The sequence below is a fragment of the Planococcus donghaensis MPA1U2 genome (assembly GCF_000189395.1).
Classification (GTDB): domain Bacteria; phylum Bacillota; class Bacilli; order Bacillales_A; family Planococcaceae; genus Planococcus; species Planococcus donghaensis_B.
This window is the reverse complement of record NZ_AEPB01000019.1, coordinates 84,067-105,172: the sequence shown is the minus strand read 5'-3', so window position 1 is coordinate 105,172 and position 21,106 is coordinate 84,067. Positions and strand designations below refer to the sequence as shown.

22 protein-coding genes are annotated in these 21,106 nt (G+C 39.3%); 7 read left to right on the top strand and 15 right to left on the bottom strand.

Going from position 1 to position 21,106, the window contains the following annotated elements:
• Nucleotides 1-318, bottom strand: a 318-nt coding sequence (locus GPDM_RS05790; RefSeq protein ID WP_008429878.1) for a YlaH-like family protein, incomplete at its 3' end; no start/stop codon positions are given.
• 24 nt (nt 319-342) lie between these two features.
• The gene (typA, locus tag GPDM_RS05785) at nt 343-2,190 is read right to left on the bottom strand and encodes a translational GTPase TypA (RefSeq protein ID WP_008429877.1); all 1,848 of its coding nucleotides are present in this window, start codon (nt 2,188-2,190) and stop codon (nt 343-345) included.
• 111 nt (nt 2,191-2,301) lie between these two features.
• Between typA and GPDM_RS05780 the strand changes: the two genes are divergently transcribed.
• Entirely contained in the window at nt 2,302-2,499 is a 198-nt protein-coding gene (locus GPDM_RS05780) for a YlaF family protein (protein ID WP_008429876.1), read from the top strand.
• A 33-nt stretch (nt 2,500-2,532) separates the two neighbouring features.
• On the opposite strand, the gene GPDM_RS05775 is transcribed toward GPDM_RS05780, so the two are convergent.
• Together GPDM_RS05775 and GPDM_RS05770 are read right to left on the bottom strand one after the other, a co-directional pair.
• Nucleotides 2,533-3,324 carry an inositol monophosphatase family protein gene (locus GPDM_RS05775; RefSeq protein ID WP_008429875.1) on the bottom strand — a complete coding sequence of 264 codons (792 nt, stop codon included), beginning with the start codon at nt 3,322-3,324 and terminating at the stop codon, nt 2,533-2,535.
• A gap of 86 nt (nt 3,325-3,410) precedes the next feature.
• Nucleotides 3,411-3,605, bottom strand: a complete 195-nt coding sequence (locus GPDM_RS05770; RefSeq protein WP_008429874.1) for a hypothetical protein — start codon at nt 3,603-3,605, stop codon at nt 3,411-3,413.
• Nucleotides 3,606-3,774: 169 nt separating this feature from the next.
• Here GPDM_RS05770 and GPDM_RS05765 point away from each other — a divergent pair, with 169 nt between their 5' ends.
• Nucleotides 3,775-4,416 carry a YktB family protein gene (locus tag GPDM_RS05765; RefSeq protein WP_008429873.1) on the top strand — a complete coding sequence of 214 codons (642 nt, stop codon included), beginning with the start codon at nt 3,775-3,777 and terminating at the stop codon, nt 4,414-4,416.
• A gap of 20 nt (nt 4,417-4,436) precedes the next feature.
• On the opposite strand, the gene GPDM_RS05760 is transcribed toward GPDM_RS05765, so the two are convergent.
• Both GPDM_RS05760 and GPDM_RS05755 read right to left on the bottom strand, forming a co-directional pair.
• On the bottom strand, nt 4,437-4,715 hold the full coding sequence (locus GPDM_RS05760; RefSeq protein WP_008429872.1) for a UPF0223 family protein: 279 nt from the start codon (nt 4,713-4,715) through the stop codon (nt 4,437-4,439).
• Nucleotides 4,716-4,730: 15 nt separating this feature from the next.
• A complete protein-coding gene (locus GPDM_RS05755; protein ID WP_008429870.1) occupies nt 4,731-5,696 on the bottom strand; it encodes an NAD(P)H-dependent flavin oxidoreductase in 966 nt (321 codons plus the stop codon).
• Between the two features lie 134 nt (nt 5,697-5,830).
• Here GPDM_RS05755 and GPDM_RS05750 point away from each other — a divergent pair, with 134 nt between their 5' ends.
• Nucleotides 5,831-7,300 carry an aminotransferase class I/II-fold pyridoxal phosphate-dependent enzyme gene (locus GPDM_RS05750; protein ID WP_008429868.1) on the top strand — a complete coding sequence of 490 codons (1,470 nt, stop codon included), beginning with the start codon at nt 5,831-5,833 and terminating at the stop codon, nt 7,298-7,300.
• Nucleotides 7,301-7,754: 454 nt separating this feature from the next.
• Here the strand turns inward: GPDM_RS05750 and GPDM_RS05745 are convergent, their stop codons facing one another.
• The 6 genes from GPDM_RS05745 to GPDM_RS05720 form a co-directional block, all read right to left on the bottom strand.
• Complete coding sequence (locus tag GPDM_RS05745) at nt 7,755-8,603, bottom strand: polysaccharide deacetylase family protein (RefSeq protein ID WP_008429866.1); 849 nt, start codon at nt 8,601-8,603, stop codon at nt 7,755-7,757.
• Between the two features lie 90 nt (nt 8,604-8,693).
• Entirely contained in the window at nt 8,694-10,103 is a 1,410-nt protein-coding gene (gene lpdA, locus GPDM_RS05740; protein WP_008429865.1) for a dihydrolipoyl dehydrogenase, read from the bottom strand.
• Between the two features lie 5 nt (nt 10,104-10,108).
• Nucleotides 10,109-11,494: a dihydrolipoamide acetyltransferase family protein gene (locus GPDM_RS05735; RefSeq protein WP_008429863.1), complete on the bottom strand. Its 1,386-nt coding sequence runs from the start codon at nt 11,492-11,494 to the stop codon at nt 10,109-10,111.
• Nucleotides 11,495-11,521: 27 nt separating this feature from the next.
• Complete coding sequence (locus tag GPDM_RS05730; RefSeq protein ID WP_008429861.1) at nt 11,522-12,499, bottom strand: alpha-ketoacid dehydrogenase subunit beta; 978 nt, start codon at nt 12,497-12,499, stop codon at nt 11,522-11,524.
• Nucleotides 12,500-12,502: 3 nt separating this feature from the next.
• A complete protein-coding gene (pdhA, locus tag GPDM_RS05725; RefSeq protein WP_008429860.1) occupies nt 12,503-13,615 on the bottom strand; it encodes a pyruvate dehydrogenase (acetyl-transferring) E1 component subunit alpha in 1,113 nt (370 codons plus the stop codon).
• A gap of 252 nt (nt 13,616-13,867) precedes the next feature.
• Entirely contained in the window at nt 13,868-14,512 is a 645-nt protein-coding gene (locus GPDM_RS05720; RefSeq protein ID WP_008429857.1) for a YkyA family protein, read from the bottom strand.
• Between the two features lie 146 nt (nt 14,513-14,658).
• On the opposite strand from GPDM_RS05720, the gene def reads away from it, so the two are divergent.
• On the top strand, nt 14,659-15,225 hold the full coding sequence (gene def / locus GPDM_RS05715) for a peptide deformylase (RefSeq protein ID WP_008429856.1): 567 nt from the start codon (nt 14,659-14,661) through the stop codon (nt 15,223-15,225).
• A gap of 18 nt (nt 15,226-15,243) precedes the next feature.
• On the opposite strand, the gene GPDM_RS05710 is transcribed toward def, so the two are convergent.
• Nucleotides 15,244-16,014: a Cof-type HAD-IIB family hydrolase gene (locus GPDM_RS05710; protein WP_008429854.1), complete on the bottom strand. Its 771-nt coding sequence runs from the start codon at nt 16,012-16,014 to the stop codon at nt 15,244-15,246.
• 284 nt (nt 16,015-16,298) lie between these two features.
• Between GPDM_RS05710 and GPDM_RS05705 the strand changes: the two genes are divergently transcribed.
• Together GPDM_RS05705 and rnjA are read left to right on the top strand one after the other, a co-directional pair.
• Nucleotides 16,299-16,511 (top strand): DNA-dependent RNA polymerase subunit epsilon, encoded by a 213-nt coding sequence (locus GPDM_RS05705; protein ID WP_008429852.1) that lies wholly within the window; start codon nt 16,299-16,301, stop codon nt 16,509-16,511.
• A 2-nt stretch (nt 16,512-16,513) separates the two neighbouring features.
• The gene (rnjA, locus tag GPDM_RS05700; RefSeq protein WP_008429850.1) at nt 16,514-18,181 is read left to right on the top strand and encodes a ribonuclease J1; all 1,668 of its coding nucleotides are present in this window, start codon (nt 16,514-16,516) and stop codon (nt 18,179-18,181) included.
• Nucleotides 18,182-18,276: 95 nt separating this feature from the next.
• On the opposite strand, the gene GPDM_RS05695 is transcribed toward rnjA, so the two are convergent.
• Both GPDM_RS05695 and GPDM_RS05690 read right to left on the bottom strand, forming a co-directional pair.
• Nucleotides 18,277-18,936 carry a potassium channel family protein gene (locus tag GPDM_RS05695; protein WP_008429848.1) on the bottom strand — a complete coding sequence of 220 codons (660 nt, stop codon included), beginning with the start codon at nt 18,934-18,936 and terminating at the stop codon, nt 18,277-18,279.
• A 129-nt stretch (nt 18,937-19,065) separates the two neighbouring features.
• The gene (locus GPDM_RS05690; protein WP_008429846.1) at nt 19,066-19,362 is read right to left on the bottom strand and encodes a hypothetical protein; all 297 of its coding nucleotides are present in this window, start codon (nt 19,360-19,362) and stop codon (nt 19,066-19,068) included.
• 548 nt (nt 19,363-19,910) lie between these two features.
• Here GPDM_RS05690 and GPDM_RS05685 point away from each other — a divergent pair.
• A complete protein-coding gene (locus GPDM_RS05685) occupies nt 19,911-21,101 on the top strand; it encodes an MFS transporter (RefSeq protein ID WP_039862944.1) in 1,191 nt (396 codons plus the stop codon).
• The last annotated feature ends 5 nt before the right edge of the window (nt 21,102-21,106 follow it).

Here is a 21,106-nt window from a genome sequence, read left to right as displayed (position 1 = left end):
GCGTTTTTTGCGTTTTTCGCGCCATAAGCGAACTTTATAAAGAATCAATATAAGCGCTGCAATAACCAGCCCTTCAACAACCGGTAAGAAAAAGGCTAGAAACGTCAACCCTAAACCACCAATTGCTAAAAATAGACCAATTGCTGCATTTTTTCCAAGTGATAACTTTTTAGCAAACCCTAACTTATACACAAAAGCCGAAAGCAGGAAAATTACCGCAAATAATGCGTATCCTGCCATTTCAAAACTCGGCAAACTTTGATATAAAATTCGGGCTACCGGATACATACTGTCATAGACAAAAGCTTGTTCGTCCACGTATTATACATCCTTCCTATTCACTTATTCTTCGATGGCAACTTTCTTTTTCTTAGCCATACGCTCACGTTCGTTTTTATCAAGAATTTTTTTACGTAAACGAATCGTTTGTGGTGTGATTTCACAATACTCATCATCATTCAAGTATTCAAGTGCTTCTTCAAGACTCATCAAACGCGCTTTTTTCATCGTCGTTGTTTGGTCTTTGTTAGCTGAACGGATGTTTGTTGCAGCTTTGATTTTTACGATGTTAACTGTTAAATCGCTATCGCGGTTATGTTCGCCGACGATCATACCTTCGTAAATTTCAGCGCCAACTTCAACAAATGCAGTTCCGCGGTCTTCGATACCCATTAAGCCGTAAGTCGAAACTTTACCGCGCTCCATAGATACTAATACGCCTTGACGACGTCCACCAACACGACCAGAAGCAACTGGCTGGTAGCTATCGAATGTGTGGTTGATGATTCCGTATCCACGAGTTTGTGTCAAGAATTCAGTTGTGTAACCGATCAATCCACGAGCTGGTACGTTAAACACCATACGGACTTGTCCGCTACCGTTGTTAATCATATCCAACATTTCGCCTTTACGTTCACCTAGTGACTCAATGATGTTACCTGTGTATTCTTCAGGTACGTCTACTTGAACGCGTTCTACTGGCTCGCAGCGAACTCCGTCAACCATACGTACAATAACTTCAGGTTTTGATACTTGAAGCTCGAATCCTTCACGGCGCATGTTCTCGATTAAAATCGACAAATGCAATTCTCCGCGTCCAGAAACTACCCAAGCATCTGGCGAATCTGTGTTTTCTACGCGCAATGATACGTCTGTTTGCAATTGAGCATCTAAACGTTCTTGAATTTTTCTAGAAGTAATCCATTTACCTTCTTTACCTGCAAATGGGCTGTTGTTAACTAAGAATGTCATCTGTAGAGTTGGCTCATCAATGCGTAAGATCGGCAATGCTTCGCGGTGATCTGCAGGACAAACCGTTTCTCCTACGTTGATGTCTTCCATACCAGAAATAGCGATCAAATCGCCAGCTTCTGCTTTTTGGATTTCCACTCGTTTAAGACCCATGAAACCATGAATTTTCGTAACACGGAAGTTTTTATACGAACCATCAAGCTTCATCAATGAAACTGATTGTCCAACTTCAATTGTTCCGCGGAATACGCGGCCAATACCGATACGTCCAACATAGTCACTGTAATCAAGAAGAGCTACCTGGAATTGAAGTGGCTCATCTCTGTTATCGATTGGCGCTGGAACGTGTTCCATGATTGCATCATAAATAACTTGCATGTTTTCTTCCTGATCAGATGGATCTGGAGAAAGACTTGCTGTACCATTCATACCTGATGCAAAGATAACCGGGAATTCCAATTGCTCGTCGTTTGCTTCTAGCTCGATAAACAATTCGATGACTTCGTCAACCACTTCTTCAGGGCGTGCAAAGTCACGGTCAATTTTGTTAACAACAACGATTGGTTTTAAGTTTTGCTCAAGAGCTTTTTTCAAAACAAAACGTGTTTGTGGCATACAGCCTTCATAAGCGTCAACTACTAATAGAACACCATCAACCATTTTCATGATACGTTCAACTTCTCCACCGAAATCGGCGTGGCCAGGAGTATCTAAAATGTTGATTTTTGCGTCTTTGTATTGAATAGCTGTGTTTTTCGCAAGAATCGTAATTCCACGTTCTCTCTCTATATCATTAGAATCCATAGCGCGTTCTTCGACGTGTTCGTTTGAACGGAAAATTCCGGATTGTTGTAGAAGTTGATCCACCAAAGTTGTTTTACCATGGTCAACGTGGGCAATAATTGCAATGTTTCTTAAGTCGTTACGTAAGTTAGTCATATTTTCACTCCAATATTCTTTTTTCGTGCCTATAACTGTGCTAGTATAGCACATATAGGTGTAAAACCCTAAGATTTTATTTCAGGCGGTAAGCTACAGGAGGAAAATCCAGTGATAAATCTAATAAAAAACATAAAATGGATCTTTGTTTTGTATTCCTTGGCAGCAATCGTAGCAATGGTCTTAATAGGCTTGGCTATTGGCTTACGCAGCGTACTAGGCATATTTGCAGCGATCTTGATGCTTGTTTTCGTCATGGGCTTGGGTTTCAAAAAGAAAAAAGAAATGCGGGAAGCCGGATTACTATAATTATAAAAAAGATGCGGAATTCCGCATCTTTTTTTACTTGAATTTTATATATTTATCTAACAGTTCTTGATGAATTGCAGGATTAGCCGCTATAAAAGTGTCTTGTTTTAAAAGATTTGCTGGGTCCCCTTTAAAGTTTGTCGTTATCGCACCTACTTCTTTGGCAATGACCATACCACCTGCAATATCCCACGGCGATAACCTCATTGAAATATAAGCATCGAAACGCCCAGACGCTACATAAGCAAGTTCAAGTGCTGCCGAACCATAAGAGCGCGTACCACGGACATCGCGGATCAATTGAATGATAGCTTCGTGATCTAAATAACGATTTGGGATTGACCATGTCGCATTCATCGCCACGATGGATTCGGATATATCCGTTTCCATAAGCGGTCTTAGCTTTTCATTGTTGTAATATGCTCCTCCGTCTTTTACTCCATGATACAAATCATCATTTACAACATCATATATATAACCAAGTTTACCGATCCCGTCTTCATATATTCCTAGAGATATTGCAAAGTTGCGTTTTTGATGCACAAAATTCATCGTGCCATCAATTGGATCAAGCAACCAAATAATTCCTTTCGTGTTTTGGATGTCATCTCCGAAGCCTTCTTCTCCGAAAATTCGATGCCCTGAGAAATCTCTGCGAATCCGTTCTATAAAAAATTGTTCAATTTCTTTATCCATATTGGTTACCAAATCATTGGCATTCGATTTTGATTCAATCGTAATATCCGTTAAAAAAGAATTACGAATTCGATGCCCTGCTTCTTTAATGAGTGATTTTATGTATCTATCCATAGCGTGTAAATCCATTTATAAACGCCTCCTTATTAGTTTTAGTATAACGAAAAAGGCATCTGCTGTCTTACTCTAGCAGATGCCTTTACTGTATAGATGGATTAGAGCGCATGGAGGGCCTCCAGTTCAACGTGAATTTCATGGAGCCGCTGCTTGCTTTTTGTCATTTGATGTTCATCTTTTTGCTGCATTGCATCGAACAGTGAAGCAAGTTCATAGTCTAGTTCCAATTTAAGCACATGAATATATTCCTTCTCTACATCCGCTTTCCGGATTATCTGAACCATCTGTTTCATAATGAGCACCCCTTTCTTACCAAACTCCGAAAATTCTGACTATTTTTGTTACAACTTAATAATACCACTTTTTTCTTACAAAATCCATTGGCAGGAACGTATTTATATTCTTTTTTCCCAAACTTCGTTAAAATGAAACCTGATTACTTAAATTAAGGGAGGATTTTTTTTGAAGCCTTATTGGACTGAACAAGATTTTGATGTTTTCAACACTCCAGGATTAGAAGCACGAATGTCTGCATTAACTGACCGTATTCGCCCTAAATTCGCGGAACTTGGTACTGATTTTTCATCGTTTTTCTCTGGAAAAACAGGAGACGAGTTTTTTCCACACGTCGCTAAACATATGCGCAGAACGGTAAATCCACCTAATGATAGCTGGGTAGCTTTTGCTCCATATAAAAGAGGATATAAAGCGGTTCCTCATTTCCAAATTGGCATGTGGGAAAGTCATGTATTTGTAATACTAGCTGTTATTTACGAAGCACCCAATAAAACAGCCATGGCTGAAAATTTATTGCATTCAGACGTTCTAAAAAGTTTGTCTGGTGAATTTGTTGTTTCTGGTGATCATATGAAACCGCAATCCGCTGCTTTAAACGAATTAGGTGATGAAGGCCTTGAGAAAGTGCTTATTCGTTTGCGTGATGTGAAAAAAGGCGAATTTGTTATTGGACGCCATTTAACTAAAGACCAGGCTGCATTTTTTACAAAAGAGCAGTTCTATCAGTTTGTTGAAGAAACTTTCGAAGCTTTGCTTCCTGTTTATCAGACATTGCTTCAATCCACAAAAGAACCTGTTAGCCGTTAAGGCTACAGGTTCTTTTTTTCTTACTTCTTTTTCAATTTGATTTTTTGGTCATCGCTTCCTGCTTTCATCTCTTTAATCACTGGAAAACTAGCGTAGCCACTTTCTTCTTCAAACTCACGGAAATAAGTTTTCTCTTCTGATATTGCAGGAACTACCTGCTTGAATTTACGGTACCGCGTTAACAACTCTTGTCTATTGATGCCATTTTCGTAGGCCAGTTCAATTGCTTCAAAAAAACTGACAACATCAATAATTTCTTCCGTTGTCCATTCAATCGAAAATGGATAAGAATAATCCATCTTTCATCCCTCTTTTCATCTAGTGATTGACCATTTTTCACGAATTTCTTCCGCTTGCTTGACCATGCTTTCAATAAGTTCCTGAACTGTAGGCACATCTTTGATCAATCCAGTTACTTGTCCAGCCCAGCCAAAACCTTGGTCTTTATCTCCATTATAGATGAAACGTTTATTGGCTTCACCACTAATATATTCTTTTAAAGCTTCATAGGTCGGTGTTTGACTTTCAATCTCTAAAATCTTGTCCGTCCAGCTATTTTGCAAAGTTCTTGCTGGCGCACCTATACTGCGTTTAATAATGACGGTATCATTTTCTGTGCTATCGATCAATTGTTGTTTGTAGGCATTAGATGCATGAACACATTCTTTTGTAGCAATAAAGCGTGTACCCATTTCAATTCCTTCCGCACCTAAAGCGTGCGCTGCCATCCAGCCTCGTCCATCTCCAATTCCACCTGAAGCAATAACAGGAATCTTCACGGCATCTACTACTTGTGGAATCAGCACCATGGTACCAATGTCATTACGCCCTAGATGTCCGCCACCTTCTTGTCCGACAACCATTACCGCATCAGCACCGAGACTTTCTGCTTTTTCAGCTTGTCTTCTAGCAGCGACGAGAACTAATTTTTTAATGTTCGTTCCTTTTAATTGTTCAAATATCGGAGTTGGATTCCCACCAGTCATGGAAACGACTGGCACTTTTTCTTCAATTGCTACATCGAGCATATGTGAAAATGCACGACCGTGTTCACCAATCGCAAAATTAACGCCAAAAGGTTTGTCTGTTAACTTTCTCACTTTTTGAATTTCAACTCTCAACTCTTCTGGCGTTGAAAGACTCATCGCTGTAATTTGCCCAAGGCCACCTGCATTTGAAACTGCTGCTGCTAATTCTGCATAAGCTAAATAAGCTAAGCCGCCTTGGATAATCGGATAACGGATTCCAAGTAGCTCAGTTACTTTTGTTTTGAACTCCATTCACTCACTCCTTTTCTCTCTATATCAAATGTATTCGCTTCCATATTGGAAAATCCTTTTATTTATACTATAGTAGGGTACATCATGCTATAATTCTTTTTGTTTTCATTTTATTTAGTGAGGTGGGCTTATCATTGTCTCAATTAGAAACTCCGTTATTTGATGCACTTTTAAAGCATCGAAATCGGCACCCGATCCAATTCCATATTCCTGGTCATAAAAAAGGACAAGGCGTCGATCCCGCATTTCGGGAATTTGTCGGCGATAATATTCTTTCCATTGATTTGATCAATATTGCACCTTTGGACGATTTACACTCTCCAAAAGGCGCTATTAAAGAAGCACAAGAACTGGCTGCCAAAGCTTTTGGAGCAGATCATACATTTTTCTCTGTACAAGGTACAAGTGGTGCCATCATGACTATGATTCTTAGCGTTGTAGGGCCAAACGACAAAATTTTAGTACCAAGAAACGTTCATAAATCGATTATGTCTGCGATTGTTTTTGCTGGAGCTATTCCGATTTTTATTCATCCAGAAGTAGATACGGAACTTGGAATTTCACACGGAATTTCAGCAGAAGCGGTAGAAAAAGCATTAGTTGAATATCCGGATGCTAAAGCCGTATTGGTTATTAATCCTACTTATTTCGGCGTAGCCGCTGATTTAAAACGAATTGTTGATATTGCGCACGAACGCAATGTCCCAGTTTTAGTTGACGAAGCACACGGCGTTCATATTCATTTTCACAAGTCTTTACCTGTTTCAGCTATGGCAGCAGGTGCAGACATGGCAGCAACTTCTGTTCATAAACTAGGTGGGTCTATGACACAAAGTTCTGTATTAAACGTACGCGAAGGTCTCGTGTCACCAAAACGTGTACAGTCTACATTATCGATGTTAACCACAACTTCAACTTCTTATCCAATTTTGGCTTCTCTTGACACAGCACGTCGTCAATTAGCGGTCCATGGATATGATTTGATTGACCGCACTATTCGATTAGCTCAGGATGCGCGCAAACGCATTAACAAAATTCCTCATTTGTATTGTGTAGGGAAAGAAGTGTTACATTCGTCGGCCACTTTTGATATGGATCCGACAAAACTATTAATAAGCGTTAAAAACTTGGGCATTACTGGGCATCAAGCCGAAGAATGGCTAAGAGAAAACGCTAATATTGAAATCGAGCTTTCCGATTTATATAACATTCTTTGTTTGGTTACACTTGGCGACAGCCGTAAAGAAGTAAATCTGCTGATCAACGCTCTTCAGCGCATGAGCGAAACATTAGATAGCGACGCTGCAGTGGTAGAACCTGTTGTCATGATTCCAGACATACCTAGACTTGCGATGACGCCACGAGATGCTTTTTATGCAACGACTGAAGTCATTTCGATCAATGACGCTGTGGGACGCATTTCTGCAGAATTTATTATGGTTTATCCGCCAGGTATTCCTATTTTCATTCCTGGAGAAATTATCACGGAAGAAAATATTAATTATATTCACATGAACGTAGCTGCTGGTTTGCCCGTACAAGGACCAGAAGACGACACCCTACAAATGCTACGCGTAATAAAAGAACAACAAGCTATTAGGTAGATAAGAAAAGCGCAAGCGCTCATATAGCTCTGCCGGGCATAAGACAGACCGGCGAAGTGGCGTTCTTTGCCACATAGTCGGTTTGGCTTATGACCCAAAGAGCTGAGCGCTGAAGCTAGACAACGAAAAGTGAAAGTGCCTGATTAGCTCCGACAGGCATAAGTCAACCCGGCAGTGTGGCGTTCTTTGCCACGCAGCTGGGTTGTATTATGTCCCGAGGAGTTAGGCACTTGCAACTAGACATGAAAAGCGGAAGCGCCATGTAGATTCGACAGGCATAAGACGCACTGGCGAAGTGGCGTGTTTTCAGCTACACAGCCAGAGTGGCTTATGTCCCGAGAATCTGGCTGCTGAAGCTAGCCATGAAAAGTGAAAGTCCTTGGTTAGGTTCGACCAGCAAAACGCTATACTTTATATTAAAAACGATCCACAGAATTTTTCTGTGGATCGTTTTTTACATTCCTTTAATTTCTTTTGGATCTACAAAGCCATAACCTTTATCTTCTAACCCTTGAAGAATTCCTGGCAATGCTTCAACCGTCCAGTCACGATCGTGCATCAGTAAATTAGCTCCATTATTTAAATACTCTGTATTGACCATAATATCTGTTAAAGTTTCTGCATTTTGATATTGTTTTTCCCAATCATAACCGTATGTCCAGTTCATCAATACCATTTTTTCATCTGCCACTAACTGCTTACTAAAATCTGTATTAGAACCGAATGGTGCACGGAAAAACTTGGGTTTTTCACCTGTAATTTCTTCTATCATATCACTTACTTTCAAAATTTCTTCTTGTTGTTGTTGCTCAGTTAACCCTTTTAAATCTTGATGGCTGTATGTGTGATTCCCAATTGTAAAACCCATTTCATGTATTTTTTTTAGTTGTTGTTTTTTTTCATCAGTTGCTAAAAAATGACCATTTACAAAAAATATAGCTGGAACCCCTTGGTTTTTCAAAGTTTCTGCCATTTCTATTGAATGCTTGTCTGGGGCATCATCAATTGTCACGAGCACTACTTTCTCATCTGCATCTGCTATAGGCTGCACAGACCAATTTGCTGTATTGACTTTATATTGAGTTTCCGTGACCTGCTCTTCTACTTCTTCTTCTTCTACTTCTTCAACATCTTTTGCTTCTTCTTCTATTTCTTCTTCTTTTTCACCTTGCACTTTTGTTTCTGTATTTTCTTCTACCCCCTCTGTTTTTGCCTCTCCGCCCGAGGATGTATTTGTTTCTTCTCCACAAGCTGTTAGTAACAGAGACATTGCTGCAATTGCTATCCATTTTTTATGTATCATTTCAAAACACCCCTTCAATAAACAAATCTTACCATGAGAACTCAATTTATTCCAAAAAAAAGAAGCCGCAGATTGCGGCTTCTCTATTAGTTACTTAATGATGTGAATTGGCGTTCCAAGAGCTACTTCTGCAGCTTCCATCGTAATTTCAGCAAGTGTTGGGTGAGCGTGGATTGTCATTGCAATATCTTCCACAGTCATGCCTGCTTCGATTGCAAGTCCGAGCTCAGCGATCATATCTGATGCGCCAGCTCCAACAATTTGTCCACCTAATAGCAAGCCGTCAGATTTACGTGAAACAAGTTTCACAAATCCTTCAGAAGCGTTTAGTGCAAGTGCACGGCCGTTAGCTCCGAATGGGAACTTAGCAGCTGTTACTTCAAATCCTTCAGTTTTTGCTTGCTCTTCAGTTAAACCGACGCTTGCAAGTTCAGGATCTGTAAAGCAAACCGCTGGAATTGCTAAATAATCAACTTCTGATTTTTCGCCAGCGATTGCTTCTGCAGCAATTTTGCCTTCGTATGAAGCTTTATGAGCCAATTGCAACCCTGCTACAACATCACCAATTGCATAGATATTCGGGATATTTGTACGGCATTGCTTATCAACTTCGATCAAGCCACGGTCAGACATGTTTAAGTTCAATTCTTCAAGACCCATTTCATCTGTGTTTGGACGACGGCCAACTGTTACAAGAACATAATCTGCTTCAAGCGTTTTTTCTTCTCCGCCTGCTTCGTATGTTACTGTAACGCCAGAATCAGTTTCTTCTACACCTTTAGCAGATGCTTTTGTGATAACTTCAACGCCTTTTTTCTTCAATCCTTTTTTAACAATTGATGTCATTTGTTTTTCAAATCCAGCAAGGATGTCTGGTGCGCCTTCAAGGATTGTTACTTCAGATCCAAGGTTAGCGTAAGCAGTTCCAAGCTCAGTACCGATATAGCCCCCACCAATAACAATCAGTTTGCCTGGGATTTCTTTAAGAGCTAATGCTCCCGTAGAATTGATAACACGGTCAGTGAATTTGAAACTTGGGATTTCAACAGGACGAGATCCTGTAGCAATAATTGCGTTTTTGAATTTGTACGTTTGTGCTGAATCTTCATCCATAATACGAACTGTGTTTTCGTCTACGAAATAAGCTTCACCGCGTAAAATTTCAACTTTGTTCCCTTTAAGAAGAGATTCAACGCCGCCTGTTAATTTCTTAACTACGCCATCTTTAAAAGCTTGTGCTTTTTCAAAGTTGATTGAAACTTCTTTAGCTACAATACCCATATCATCTGAGTGTTGAGCTTCTTCAAAACGGTGTCCAACAGAAATCATTGCTTTAGAAGGGATACAGCCAACGTTTAAACAAACGCCACCAATATATTCTTTTTCAACGATTGTTACTTTTTGGCCAGTTTGTGCTGCACGAATAGCTGCAACATAACCGCCAGGGCCAGAGCCAATTACGAGCGTGTCTGTTTCGATTGGGAAATCTCCTACTACCATAAGTTTTACGCCTCCATTAATAGTAATTCAGGTTCACTTAATAAACGTTTAATATGATTTAATGCGTGCTGCGCTGTTGCGCCATCGATCATTCTGTGATCAAAGCTCAATGACAATGCTAACACAGGTGCAGCTACAATTTCACCATTTTTAATTACAGGTTTTTCCGCAATACGTCCAATTCCAAGAATCGCTACTTCTGGGTGGTTGATAACTGGTGTAAACCATTGTCCACCGGCAGAACCGATATTTGTGATCGAGCATGATGCGCCTTTCATTTCAGCAGCTGATAATTTACCATCGCGCGCTTTTGTAGCTAAGCCATTAATTTCATCAGAAATTGCGAATACTGATTTACGGTCTGCATTTTTAATAACAGGAACCATCAACCCTTTTTCTGTATCTGCAGCAATACCGATATTGAAATAATGTTTTTGAATCACTTCGCTTGTTTCATCATCAAATGATGTGTTTAAAGCTGGGAATTCACGCAACGTACTTACTAATGCTTTTACTACATACGGTAAGTATGTCAATTTGATTTCTTTTTCTGCAGCAATGTCTTTGAATTTTTTGCGATGTGCAACAAGTTCAGTAACATCCACTTCATCCATTAACGTTACGTGAGGAGCTGTGTGTTTCGAATGAACCATTGCTTTCGCAATTGCTTTACGAATACCAGACATTTTCTCACGCGTTTCAGGGAATTCACCTTCAGGAGCTGCTGCCGCTTTTGGCGCCGCTGCTTTTTCAGTGCTTTCTTCTGTTGTTTCTTGTGACGCTTCAGGAGCTTCAGATGCAGGTGCTTTTTGATCACCATTCATAAAGGCTTCTACGTCTTCTTTTAAAACACGACCATTATTGCCAGAACCAGTTACTTGTTTAATATCAACATCATTGTCGCGCGCAAATTTGCGAACGGATGGCATTGAAATAACTCGAGCATTTGGATCAGATTCTTTTGTTTCTTGAGACTGTGACTGTTCTCCAGCACCCGTCTCTTCTTTTGTTTCTTCTTTAACAGGTGCTTTATCTACATCTTGGCCTGATTCAGCTGTACCTGATTGGACTTGTTCTTCAGTTTCTTCTTTTTCTTCAGGCTCAGCTTCTTTCTTGTCGCTGTGACCGCCTTTAAAACTCATTTCTTCAGCATCTGGTGCATCAATGCGAACTAGTACATCGCCTACTACCGCAACTGTTCCTTCTTCTACCAATACTTCTTCAACTGTTCCTGAAACTGGTGAAGGAATCTCGACTACTGCCTTATCATTTTGCACTTCGACAAGGATATCGTCTTCTTCAATTGTATCTCCTGCTTTTACGAACCATTTTACGATTTCACCTTCATGGATACCTTCTCCGATATCCGGCAAACGAAATTCAAAAGCCATGCATATCACCCTTTCAGTTCTGTCTAATTAAAACGTCAGTACTTTTTTCGCTGTTTCTAGTATATCCTTCGAATTCGGTAACCAAACTTCTTCTGCTTGCGAGAACGGGAAGATTGAGTCTGGTGCCGTCACACGAAGAACAGGTGCTTCTAAGCTAAGGATTGCACGATCTGTAATTTCAGCTACCACGCTCGCTGCAATTCCAGCTTGTTTTTGAGCTTCTTGAACGACTATTGCGCGACCAGTTTTTTCAACTGAAGCAATAATTGTTTCAATATCAAGCGGTTGGATCGTACGAAGATCGACCACTTCAACCGAATAGTTTTCTTTTTCAAGTTGTTCTGCTGCTTTAATGCTTTCTTGTACCATCGCACCGTAAGCAATGATTGTTAAATCTTTACCTTCACGTTTTACATCAGCTTTACCTAATGGAATTGTGTATTCTTCTTCAGGTACTTCTTGACGGAATGAACGGTATAGTTTCATGTGCTCTAGGAAAATAACAGGATCGTTATCGCGAATTGATGAAATCAATAAGCCTTTAGCATCGTATGGCGTAGAAGGAATAACTACTTTTAATCCTGGCTGAGCAGCCATTAATCCTTCTAGAGAATCTGCATGCATTTCAGGTGTATGAACACCGCCGCCAAATGGCGAACGGATTGTCACAGGAGAAGTTAAACTTCCGCCACTGCGGTAACGCATACGTGCCATTTGGCCGCTAATAGAATCCATTACTTCAAAAACAAATCCGAAAAACTGAATTTCTGGAACTGGACGGTATCCTTGCAAAGCCAAACCAATGGCCAAACCGCCAATACCTGACTCAGCTAAAGGTGTATCAAAGACGCGGTCTTCACCGAATTCTTTTTGTAGACCTTCAGTTGCACGGAATACACCGCCGTTATTTCCTACATCTTCACCGAAAACAAGAACGTTTTCATCGTTCTTCATCTCTGTTTTCAGAGCGTCGGTAATTGCTTGGATCATTGTTAATTGTGCCATGGCTTACTTCGACTCCTTTGCTTTATAAATATCCAATTGTTCCTGAACATTAAACGGCACTTCTTCGTACATAAGCTCTAATAGATCTGATACTTTTTGTTTTGGAGCGCCGTCAGCTTTTTTAATTGCTGCTTTAATTTCTTCTTTAGCTTTATCGATTACTTCATTTTCTTTTGCTTCATCCCAAATGCCTTTTGCTTCCAGGTATTTACGGAAACGAACAAGTGGATCTTTCTTTTCCCATTCGCTGTCGATATCAGAAGTACGGTAGCGAGTTGGGTCATCTCCAGCCATTGTATGTGGTCCATAACGATAGCAAAGTGTTTCGATTAATGTTGGTCCATCGCCTTTAACCGCGCGCTCACGAGCATCGCGTGTTACAGCGTATACTGCTAGTGGATCCATTCCATCTACAAGTACGCCTGGGATTCCGGCTGCAACTGCTTTTTGAGCAATTGTTTTCGCTGAAGTTTGAAGTTCACGAGGCGTTGAAATCGCGTACTGGTTATTTTGCACAATGAAAATAGCCGGTGCACGGAATGCGCCTGCAAAGTTAAGTCCTTCGTAGAAATCGCCTTGTGATGAACCGCCATCGCCTGTATAAGTAACTGCAACAGATTCTTTTTTACGTTTTTGCATACCAAGCGCAACTCCTGCTGCTTGAATAATTTGTGCACCAATGATGATTTGTGGCGGTAAAATATTCAATCCTTCAGGCATTTGGTTCCCCATGAAATGTCCACGAGAGAACAAGAATGCTTGGTGAAGTGGCCAGCCGTGCCAAATCAATTGTGGAACATCACGGTAACCTGGCAAAATAAAGTCTTCTTTTGTCAATGCAAAATGAGATGCCAATTGAGAAGCTTCTTGTCCCGCCGTAGGAGCATAAAAACCAAGACGTCCTTGACGGTTTAAAGAAATTGAACGTTGATCAAGAATACGTGTGTAAACCATACGATTCATCAATTCTGTCAGTTCTTCATCTGAAAGTTTCGGGTCTGCCTCTTTATTAACGATTTCGCCTTCTTCGTTCAAAATCTGAACCATTTCAAACTTTTCTTCGATTGCATTAAGCGTTTCTACTGGATCGAACTGCTGTGATTTTTTCGCAGCCATAAAAGCAACTCTCCTTTTTATCTGTATTAAAATAATTTCATACAATTTATGATACAATTTCGCATTCCTATTCAGTATACGTTACGATAATAACTCGGTCAATCATAGAGGACCTGACATTTTCGTACGATATTAATACAAAGAAAATTCTGGCTTTTATAACTGTATCAGTCTATTTTCACCCCTGTATTATAATACAGTTGTCTACTTACACATCTTTTATAGCACAGAAAAAGCAGCCACATAGGCTGCTCATTCCTCGCTTTCAGCTAATTTTTCTAACGTGTTATCCTTTAATTCATTAACCTGTTGCGTTAACTCATTAAATTCTGTAACAGCTTGTTGCACCAAATTATTTTGCTCATTCACTTCTGTAGCTTTTTCTTGGAGCATCTGCAATTTAGTTTCTTCGTCTTTTAGCATTTCATATAATTCTTTCTGAAGTCCTATTAGTTTTTCATAAGCTTCCACAAAACCAGCATGTGCTGTAAAGCGTTCTTGCATTTTTTCTTTTAATGCTTGCAAATCAGATTTCACTGACTCATCCTCAGCATCTTCAATTACTTGATCAATTTCAGCTAAATTTTCTTCAGCTGCCTGCATGGATTCTTTTTCAGTTTTTAAAAATTCTAAACGTTCATTTGCCGAATCAAGCGCTTCTTGAGCTTGTTCTGTAACTTCATCATGTTGTTCTTGAGTTAAAGCCATAATATCTGCAAACAATTTTTGTTCTGCTTTTTCTCGTTTTTCTAAGTCGTCCTGCACTTCGCGGTAGTCTTCTTCAGCATCGAAGGTGTCATTAAGCACTTGGTCCAAATCTGCGCGAATTCCTGAATCTGTGCAAGCCGCTAACAAAATAAGTGCAGAAAAGCTTAGCGCTATACGTGTTTTTCTCATCTAATTCACCCCTTATTTCCCATGAATTAACTATAGTCTGTGCCCATGTAAAAGACAACACTATCTGTCGGCTTTTTCTTTTTTCAAAACAGCAGATTTACGTTATACTAATATACATAGCAAGCCATTTGAAAGGATGAAACCACTTGATACGAATGAAAGACATTATACGTGAAGGTCATCCTACACTCAGAGAACGTGCAGAAGAAGTGAAATTTCCACTTTCTGAAGAAGACCGTCAGTTGGGTGAAGACCTTTTAGAATATGTAGTAAATAGTCAGGATGATGAATTGGCTGAGAAATACGATTTACGTCCAGGTGTTGGAATTGCTGCTCCTCAAGTAAATCAGGCAAAACGAATTTTCGCTTTGCATTTTGATGACAACACAGGTGAAAACCTGAGCCTCGTTGTGTTCAACCCTAAGATCGTTAGCCACTCTGTTGAAAAAACTTATTTAGCCGCAGGCGAAGGTTGTTTGTCTGTTGACCGTGCAGTTCCTGGATACGTGCCAAGATATGCACGCATTACCATCAAAGCTTTAAATATAAATGGCGAAGAAATCAAAATGCGTCTTAAAGGCCTTCCTGCCATTGCATTTCAACACGAATTAGATCACTTGAACGGCGTGATGTTCTTTGATCACATTGACTCAAAAAATCCGTTCGCTGAAATTGAAAACGCCATTCCAATCGAAAGAGACTCAGCTGAATAAGCTGAGTCTCTTTTTTTCTTATATTAACTTTAAGTGTTTGAAGGCTTTAGCAAGACCGTCATTATCTACGTGATCGGTTATATATGATGCACGTTTTTTTGTTTCTTCGTGACCGTTGTCCATAGCAACGCTAAATCCGGCTACTTCCATCATTAGCAGGTCATTCAAACCATCGCCAAATGCAATCGTGTCTTCAATGGCATGACCTGTTGCTTTTATCAAATGTTTGATCCCACTGGCCTTTGTTCCTCCTTTAGGTGTGATGTCACAAGAAACCCGATGCCAACGCACAAAATCGACTTCTTTAAACGTATCATGGTATTGCTGTTCTTCATCTTTTTCACAAAAAACGAGCGCTTGGTATATTTCATTATCAAGATGAAAGTCTTTTTCCATTTCCGGATGTGGAATTTTCAAAGTCTGAATGCTTTCATCAATATCAGGATGATAATCAATAGAAGAAATCATTTTTTCTTCATTCATGAAAACAATTGGATGATTTTGTTTTTCTGCATATGCGTAAATTTCTTTTAACATTTCTGTATCGATTGCTTCTTTATGAACCGTTTCACCTTTATGCGAGATGTATTGACCATTAAACGTAATGTAAGTATCAATCTCGAGTTCCTCTAAAATTTTTGTAATCATAAAGGGTCCTCTGCCAGTTGCAATTGCCAAATCATGTCCATTTAAACGGGCTTGTTGTAATGCTTTTTTTGCATAATCCGGAAGTTTCTTGTGGGAATCTAGTAGTGTTCCATCAATATCTAGCAATAATAATTTAGGCATGTAGAGTCTCCATTCTTATGTAATTAGTTGTAAATTCAAAGTTCTAGATTCTTTGCAATTATCAGAAAAAGGGTTATAATTGCTTTGAGGAGTGATTAGCCATGTTGAAACGTTTGAAGAGAAAACTTCTCAGACAACTCAATGGCATCATGAATAAAAAGAAAATAGCATAAACGTTTTAGCCCTTCTGTATAAATAAGGAGGGCTATTCTTTATTTTAGTCTAATGTCATGATAATATAAAGGAAGTGCATTTATTTGAGCGTGGAAAAAGGAGAGCAAACTATGATTTTTAAAGTATACTACCAAGAAAACCGATTCGAAGTACCTGTAAGAGAGAACACACAAAGCCTTTATGTGGAAGCAGCATCCGAGCGCGAAGTCCGACACCACCTAAAAGACCGTAACTACAATATTGAACTTGTTCAATTACTTGAAGGAAACCATCTAGAGTATGAACAGTCGAGCCAAAATTACGAAGTTGAGAGCATCGAATAACAATGAAATTTGTTAAAAATGATCAAACAGCTGTATTTGCACTCGGCGGACTGGGTGAAATCGGCAAAAATACGTATGGTGTTCAATTTCAGGATGAAATTATCCTTATTGATGCCGGCATTAAATTTCCGGAAGACGATTTGCTCGGAATCGATTACGTCATCCCGGATTACACGTACTTAGTAAAAAACGTTGATAAGATCAAAGGGCTGTTTATTACACACGGTCACGAAGATCACATTGGCGGTATTCCCTATTTACTTAAAAAGATTAACATTCCCGTTTATGGCGGAAAATTAGCGCTAGGCTTATTGCGTAAAAAATTAGAAGAACACGGTTTATTGCGTCAAACGAAAATGACTGAAATCGGCGAAGACGATATCATTAAATTCCGTAAAACTGCCGTTAGCTTTTTTAGTACTACGCACAGTATCCCTGATGCTTTTGGTGTCGTTGTTAAAACACCACCCGGCAACATTGTTCACACAGGCGATTTCAAATTTGATTTCACGCCGGTTGGCGAGCCTGCCAACTTATTGAAAATGGCTCAAATCGGCAGCGAAGGCGTTTTATGTCTTCTATCTGACAGTACGAATGCAGAAGTTCCAGATTTTACAATGTCTGAACGTAAAGTCGGCGAATCTATTAAGGACATTATGAGAAAAGTTGATGGTCGCTTAATTTTCGCTACTTTCGCTTCTAATATTTATCGTCTACAACAAGTAACTGATGAAGCAGTTGCACAAGGTCGCAAAATTGCTGTTTTCGGACGCAGTATGGATAATGCCATGACAATCGGTCGTGAGCTAGGCTATATTAACGCACCGGAAGATGCATTTGTGGATACTCAAACCTTAAACCGTTTACCTGCAAACGAAGTATTAATTCTTTGCACAGGTTCACAAGGCGAACCAATGGCAGCTCTTTCACGAATTGCTAGCGGTACACACCGTCAAATTCAAATTCAACCAAACGATACGGTTGTCTTCTCGTCTTCTCCGATTCCGGGTAACACGAGCAGCGTTAACCGCACAATCAATTTATTATTCCGCGCTGGAGCAGATGTTATTCACGGATCACTAAACAACATCCATACATCTGGTCACGGTTCAGAACCTGAAAATAAATTGATGTTGCGTTTGATCAAGCCTAAATACTTTATGCCAATTCACGGTGAATTCCGCATGTTAAAAACTCATGCAGGATTAGCTGTTGAATGTGATGTTCCAATGGAAAACACGTTCATTATGGAAAACGGCGAAGTTCTTGCTTTAGGTCAAGATGAAGCATCTATTGCAGGGCGTATTCCTTCTGGCGATGTTTATATCGACGGTAGCGGAATCGGTGATATTGGCAATATTGTACTACGTGATCGCCGCGTTCTTTCTGAAGAAGGCTTAGTTATCGTAGTAGTAAGTGTTGATATGCAAAAAAATAAAATGGTTTCAGGTCCTGATATCATTTCTCGTGGTTTTGTCTACATGCGCGAGTCAGGCACTATGATTTACGAAGCACAACAAATGCTAAATCGCCATCTAAACAAAAAAATTCACAGTAAAAATACTGATTGGGCAGAATTGAAAAATGATATATCAGACGTGCTTGGACCGTATTTATACGAGAAAACAAAACGTCGTCCGATGATTTTGCCAGTTATCATGGAAGTTTAATAAAAAACAGGTAAAGGGTGTATGGGGAGTTTTCCCCATACACCCTTTTTTAATACAAAACCCTGTAGCAGATGACTACCTGCTACAGGGCTTTACTAATTCATCATTTTCTTCTCGAAACGGTTAATATCTGCATCCGAACCGATGATGATTAAAATATCTTCTTGTTCGATTTCCATGTCTGCCTGCGGAGAAACAATAATGTCATCTCCCCTTTTGATTGCTACGATGTTAATCCCGTAACGCGCCCGAATATCGAGGCCGATCAAGGTATAGCCAGCAAGCTTCTGATTTGCTTTAATCTCCATTATCGAGTGTTCATCAGACAACTCTAAATAATCGAGTACGTTATTTGACAAAATATTATGGGCGATTCGTATACCCATATCACGTTCAGGGTGAACTACTTTATCTGCACCAATTTTGCTCAACACTTTTGCGTGGTAGTCATTTTGTGCTTTTACCGTAATTTTTTTCACTCCAATTTCTTTTAACATCAAAGTTGTTAAAATACTGGCTTGAATATTTTCACCGATTGCTACTATCACGTGTTCAAAGTTCCGAATACCTAAAGACTTTAATACAGATTCGTCTGTTGTATCTGCTACTACCGCTTGTGTTGCGATGGAAGAAAATTCATCTACTCGTTCAGAATCTTTATCAATTGCCATAACATCGGCATCTTGTTCAATCAATTCGCGTACAATACTTCCGCCAAAACGGCCAAGTCCAATAACTACAAATTCCTTTTTCATATTCATCCTCCAAATGTTCAAGTAGCTTTATTTTACCATATCTCACCCATACTAAATCTTTGCGTGGTGATTTTTTGAAAATCTTACGAAAAATTGTTTTAAAGATATAAAACTAACAAAAAACCCCGCTTATCGGCGGGGATCTAATGGGCGTTTCGGACGATTTTCACAATATTCACAGCTAGTGTCTGTACAAGGTTCTTCTCGCCATTCGTTACAACTTGCGCAATAACTTGCATCAAACTCATCATCAAATGTTAGAGCATCTAAGCAAGTATGACAATACGTATGAACATCCATCCAATTGATGAATCGCTTGTTAGCCACAAGATATAGACCTTGTTGATCCTGCTTGTAATTCATGATTGAGGGTTTTTGGATAACACGGTTTTTAGGGTCAAGAAAGAAATTCATTTTTCCGTTCACATTTATCACTCCTAGAGTTTTGGTCGAGCTGTTTAAATCTTTTATATGCATTCTCTATATGTGTTGAACTGTAGAAATCGTTTGTAATTTGCATGGTTAAGCAAGCTAAGAAAGATTCAAATTCCTCTTCCTAATTAGAGCTATTTTGCTAAATGACATAAGTAAAATCATGTTCGTAACATATACTAAATCATTTATAGCTATCTTATCATTCTTTTCGCCTTATTGTAATTTCACACTTTCTCTATGATAGTAAAAATCCCTAGTAAATTGCAATAGATAACAATCCCTTATCGCAAATAATTTTCAAATTGATTTTGATGCGTCCTTATAGCTCATGAACATAAACTATTCATCACCTAAAGGAAGACTCGAACTTACCTGGTTTGAGGTTTCTTTCATGCGAGATTAAAAGAGAGTTCTGAGGACTATGAAAAATTGATAGCCCGAGCATTTATCTGTTTTTTTTGTAGAAATTGAGGTATAGTATGTAGATTCTAAAGGCTAATATTTAGCAAGGCGAAATAATTATGAAAGAAGGTCTTTTAATGGCCGTACGATCAAATAAATTTGCACTTTATGTGCTCATGTTTAATATGTTTATTGCGATGAGTGGTATTGGATTAATCATCCCAATTATGCCTGCCTACTTAGATACATTCGGAGTAGCTGGTCAAGCTCTCGGTACATTGATTGCGACTTTTGCCTTAGCCCAATTCTTATTCTCTCCTATTTCTGGACAGCTTTCAGATAAGTATGGACGAAAAAAACTGATTATCTTTGGATTGATCGTCTTCGGATTATCACAGTTGGCTTTCGGCATTGCCACACATTTATGGATGCTTTACGTTGCTCGCTTTTTTAGTGGACTGGGAGCTGCTTTTTTAATTCCTCCAATGATGGCATTTGTTGCCGATATTACGACATTTGAAGAACGCGGTAAAGGCATGGGCCTACTCGGTGCATCAATGTCTTTAGGTTTTATGATAGGACCTGGTATTGGTGGATTTTTAGCTGAAGTTAGTATTCAGTTTCCATTTTACATTGCGACTGCTGTAGCATTGATTGCAGCATTCATTTCTTTTGCCGTGTTGCCAAACGTTGCACCTACCATTCAAGCAGCTGATACAAAATCAGAAAATCTTCTGCAACAAATGAAGCGATCCACCTACACACCATACTTTGTTATGTTGTTGGTTATGTTCATTTTTGCTTTTGGTTTATCCAACTTCCAATCGACAATCGCTTTGTATGCGGATAAAAAATTTGGTTTTACCCCAAAAGAAATTGCCGTATTAATCACAGTCGGTGGGTTTGTAGGAGTTGTGGTGCAAACTTTTGTCATCGACAAACTCTTCAAGCGTTTTGGTGAGATGAAAGTAATTCTTGTTAATCTCTTAATATCTGCTGCTGGGATGATTGGTATCTTGTTTGTTAGTTCTTTCTGGGCAATTCTTTTAGTATCTGCGGTATTTTTCACAGCGGCTTCGTTGTTACGTCCTGCAATTAATACGTTGATTTCGAAATTAGCTGGCGATGAACAAGGTTTTGCTGCAGGTATGAACAATGCCTATATGAGTCTTGGAAACATGATAGGACCTGCTCTCGCCGGTATTCTTTTTGATATCGACATGAGTTATCCTTATATTTTAGGAACCGCGATTTTGATCACATGTTTCTTTATCGCCAACCTGTGGTCTATGAAAAAACAACAACTTTTGGCTACTAGCCGAAGTTAAGAATT

What these genes read in the sequence shown, in the direction of transcription:
- lpdA (WP_008429865.1), bottom strand. Translation starts at nt 10,103, where the DNA reads ATGGTAGTAGGAGATTTCCCAATCGAAACAGACACGCTCGTAATTGGC.
- GPDM_RS05695 (WP_008429848.1), bottom strand. Translation starts at nt 18,936, where the DNA reads ATGAAAAAGGAATTTGTAGTTATTGGACTTGGCCGTTTTGGCGGAAGT.
- GPDM_RS05685 (WP_039862944.1), top strand. Translation starts at nt 19,911, where the DNA reads ATGGCCGTACGATCAAATAAATTTGCACTTTATGTGCTCATGTTTAAT.
- GPDM_RS05720 (WP_008429857.1), bottom strand. Translation starts at nt 14,512, where the DNA reads ATGAGAAAAACACGTATAGCGCTAAGCTTTTCTGCACTTATTTTGTTA.
- GPDM_RS05730 (WP_008429861.1), bottom strand. Translation starts at nt 12,499, where the DNA reads ATGGCACAATTAACAATGATCCAAGCAATTACCGACGCTCTGAAAACA.
- pdhA (WP_008429860.1), bottom strand. Translation starts at nt 13,615, where the DNA reads ATGGCTGCGAAAAAATCACAGCAGTTCGATCCAGTAGAAACGCTTAAT.
- GPDM_RS05705 (WP_008429852.1), top strand. Translation starts at nt 16,299, where the DNA reads ATGATTTTTAAAGTATACTACCAAGAAAACCGATTCGAAGTACCTGTA.
- GPDM_RS05710 (WP_008429854.1), bottom strand. Translation starts at nt 16,014, where the DNA reads ATGCCTAAATTATTATTGCTAGATATTGATGGAACACTACTAGATTCC.
- typA (WP_008429877.1), bottom strand. Translation starts at nt 2,190, where the DNA reads ATGACTAACTTACGTAACGACTTAAGAAACATTGCAATTATTGCCCAC.
- GPDM_RS05735 (WP_008429863.1), bottom strand. Translation starts at nt 11,494, where the DNA reads ATGGCTTTTGAATTTCGTTTGCCGGATATCGGAGAAGGTATCCATGAA.
- GPDM_RS05755 (WP_008429870.1), bottom strand. Translation starts at nt 5,696, where the DNA reads ATGGAGTTCAAAACAAAAGTAACTGAGCTACTTGGAATCCGTTATCCG.
- GPDM_RS05760 (WP_008429872.1), bottom strand. Translation starts at nt 4,715, where the DNA reads ATGGATTATTCTTATCCATTTTCGATTGAATGGACAACGGAAGAAATT.
- GPDM_RS05770 (WP_008429874.1), bottom strand. Translation starts at nt 3,605, where the DNA reads ATGAAACAGATGGTTCAGATAATCCGGAAAGCGGATGTAGAGAAGGAA.
- GPDM_RS05775 (WP_008429875.1), bottom strand. Translation starts at nt 3,324, where the DNA reads ATGGATTTACACGCTATGGATAGATACATAAAATCACTCATTAAAGAA.
- GPDM_RS05745 (WP_008429866.1), bottom strand. Translation starts at nt 8,603, where the DNA reads ATGATACATAAAAAATGGATAGCAATTGCAGCAATGTCTCTGTTACTA.
- rnjA (WP_008429850.1), top strand. Translation starts at nt 16,514, where the DNA reads ATGAAATTTGTTAAAAATGATCAAACAGCTGTATTTGCACTCGGCGGA.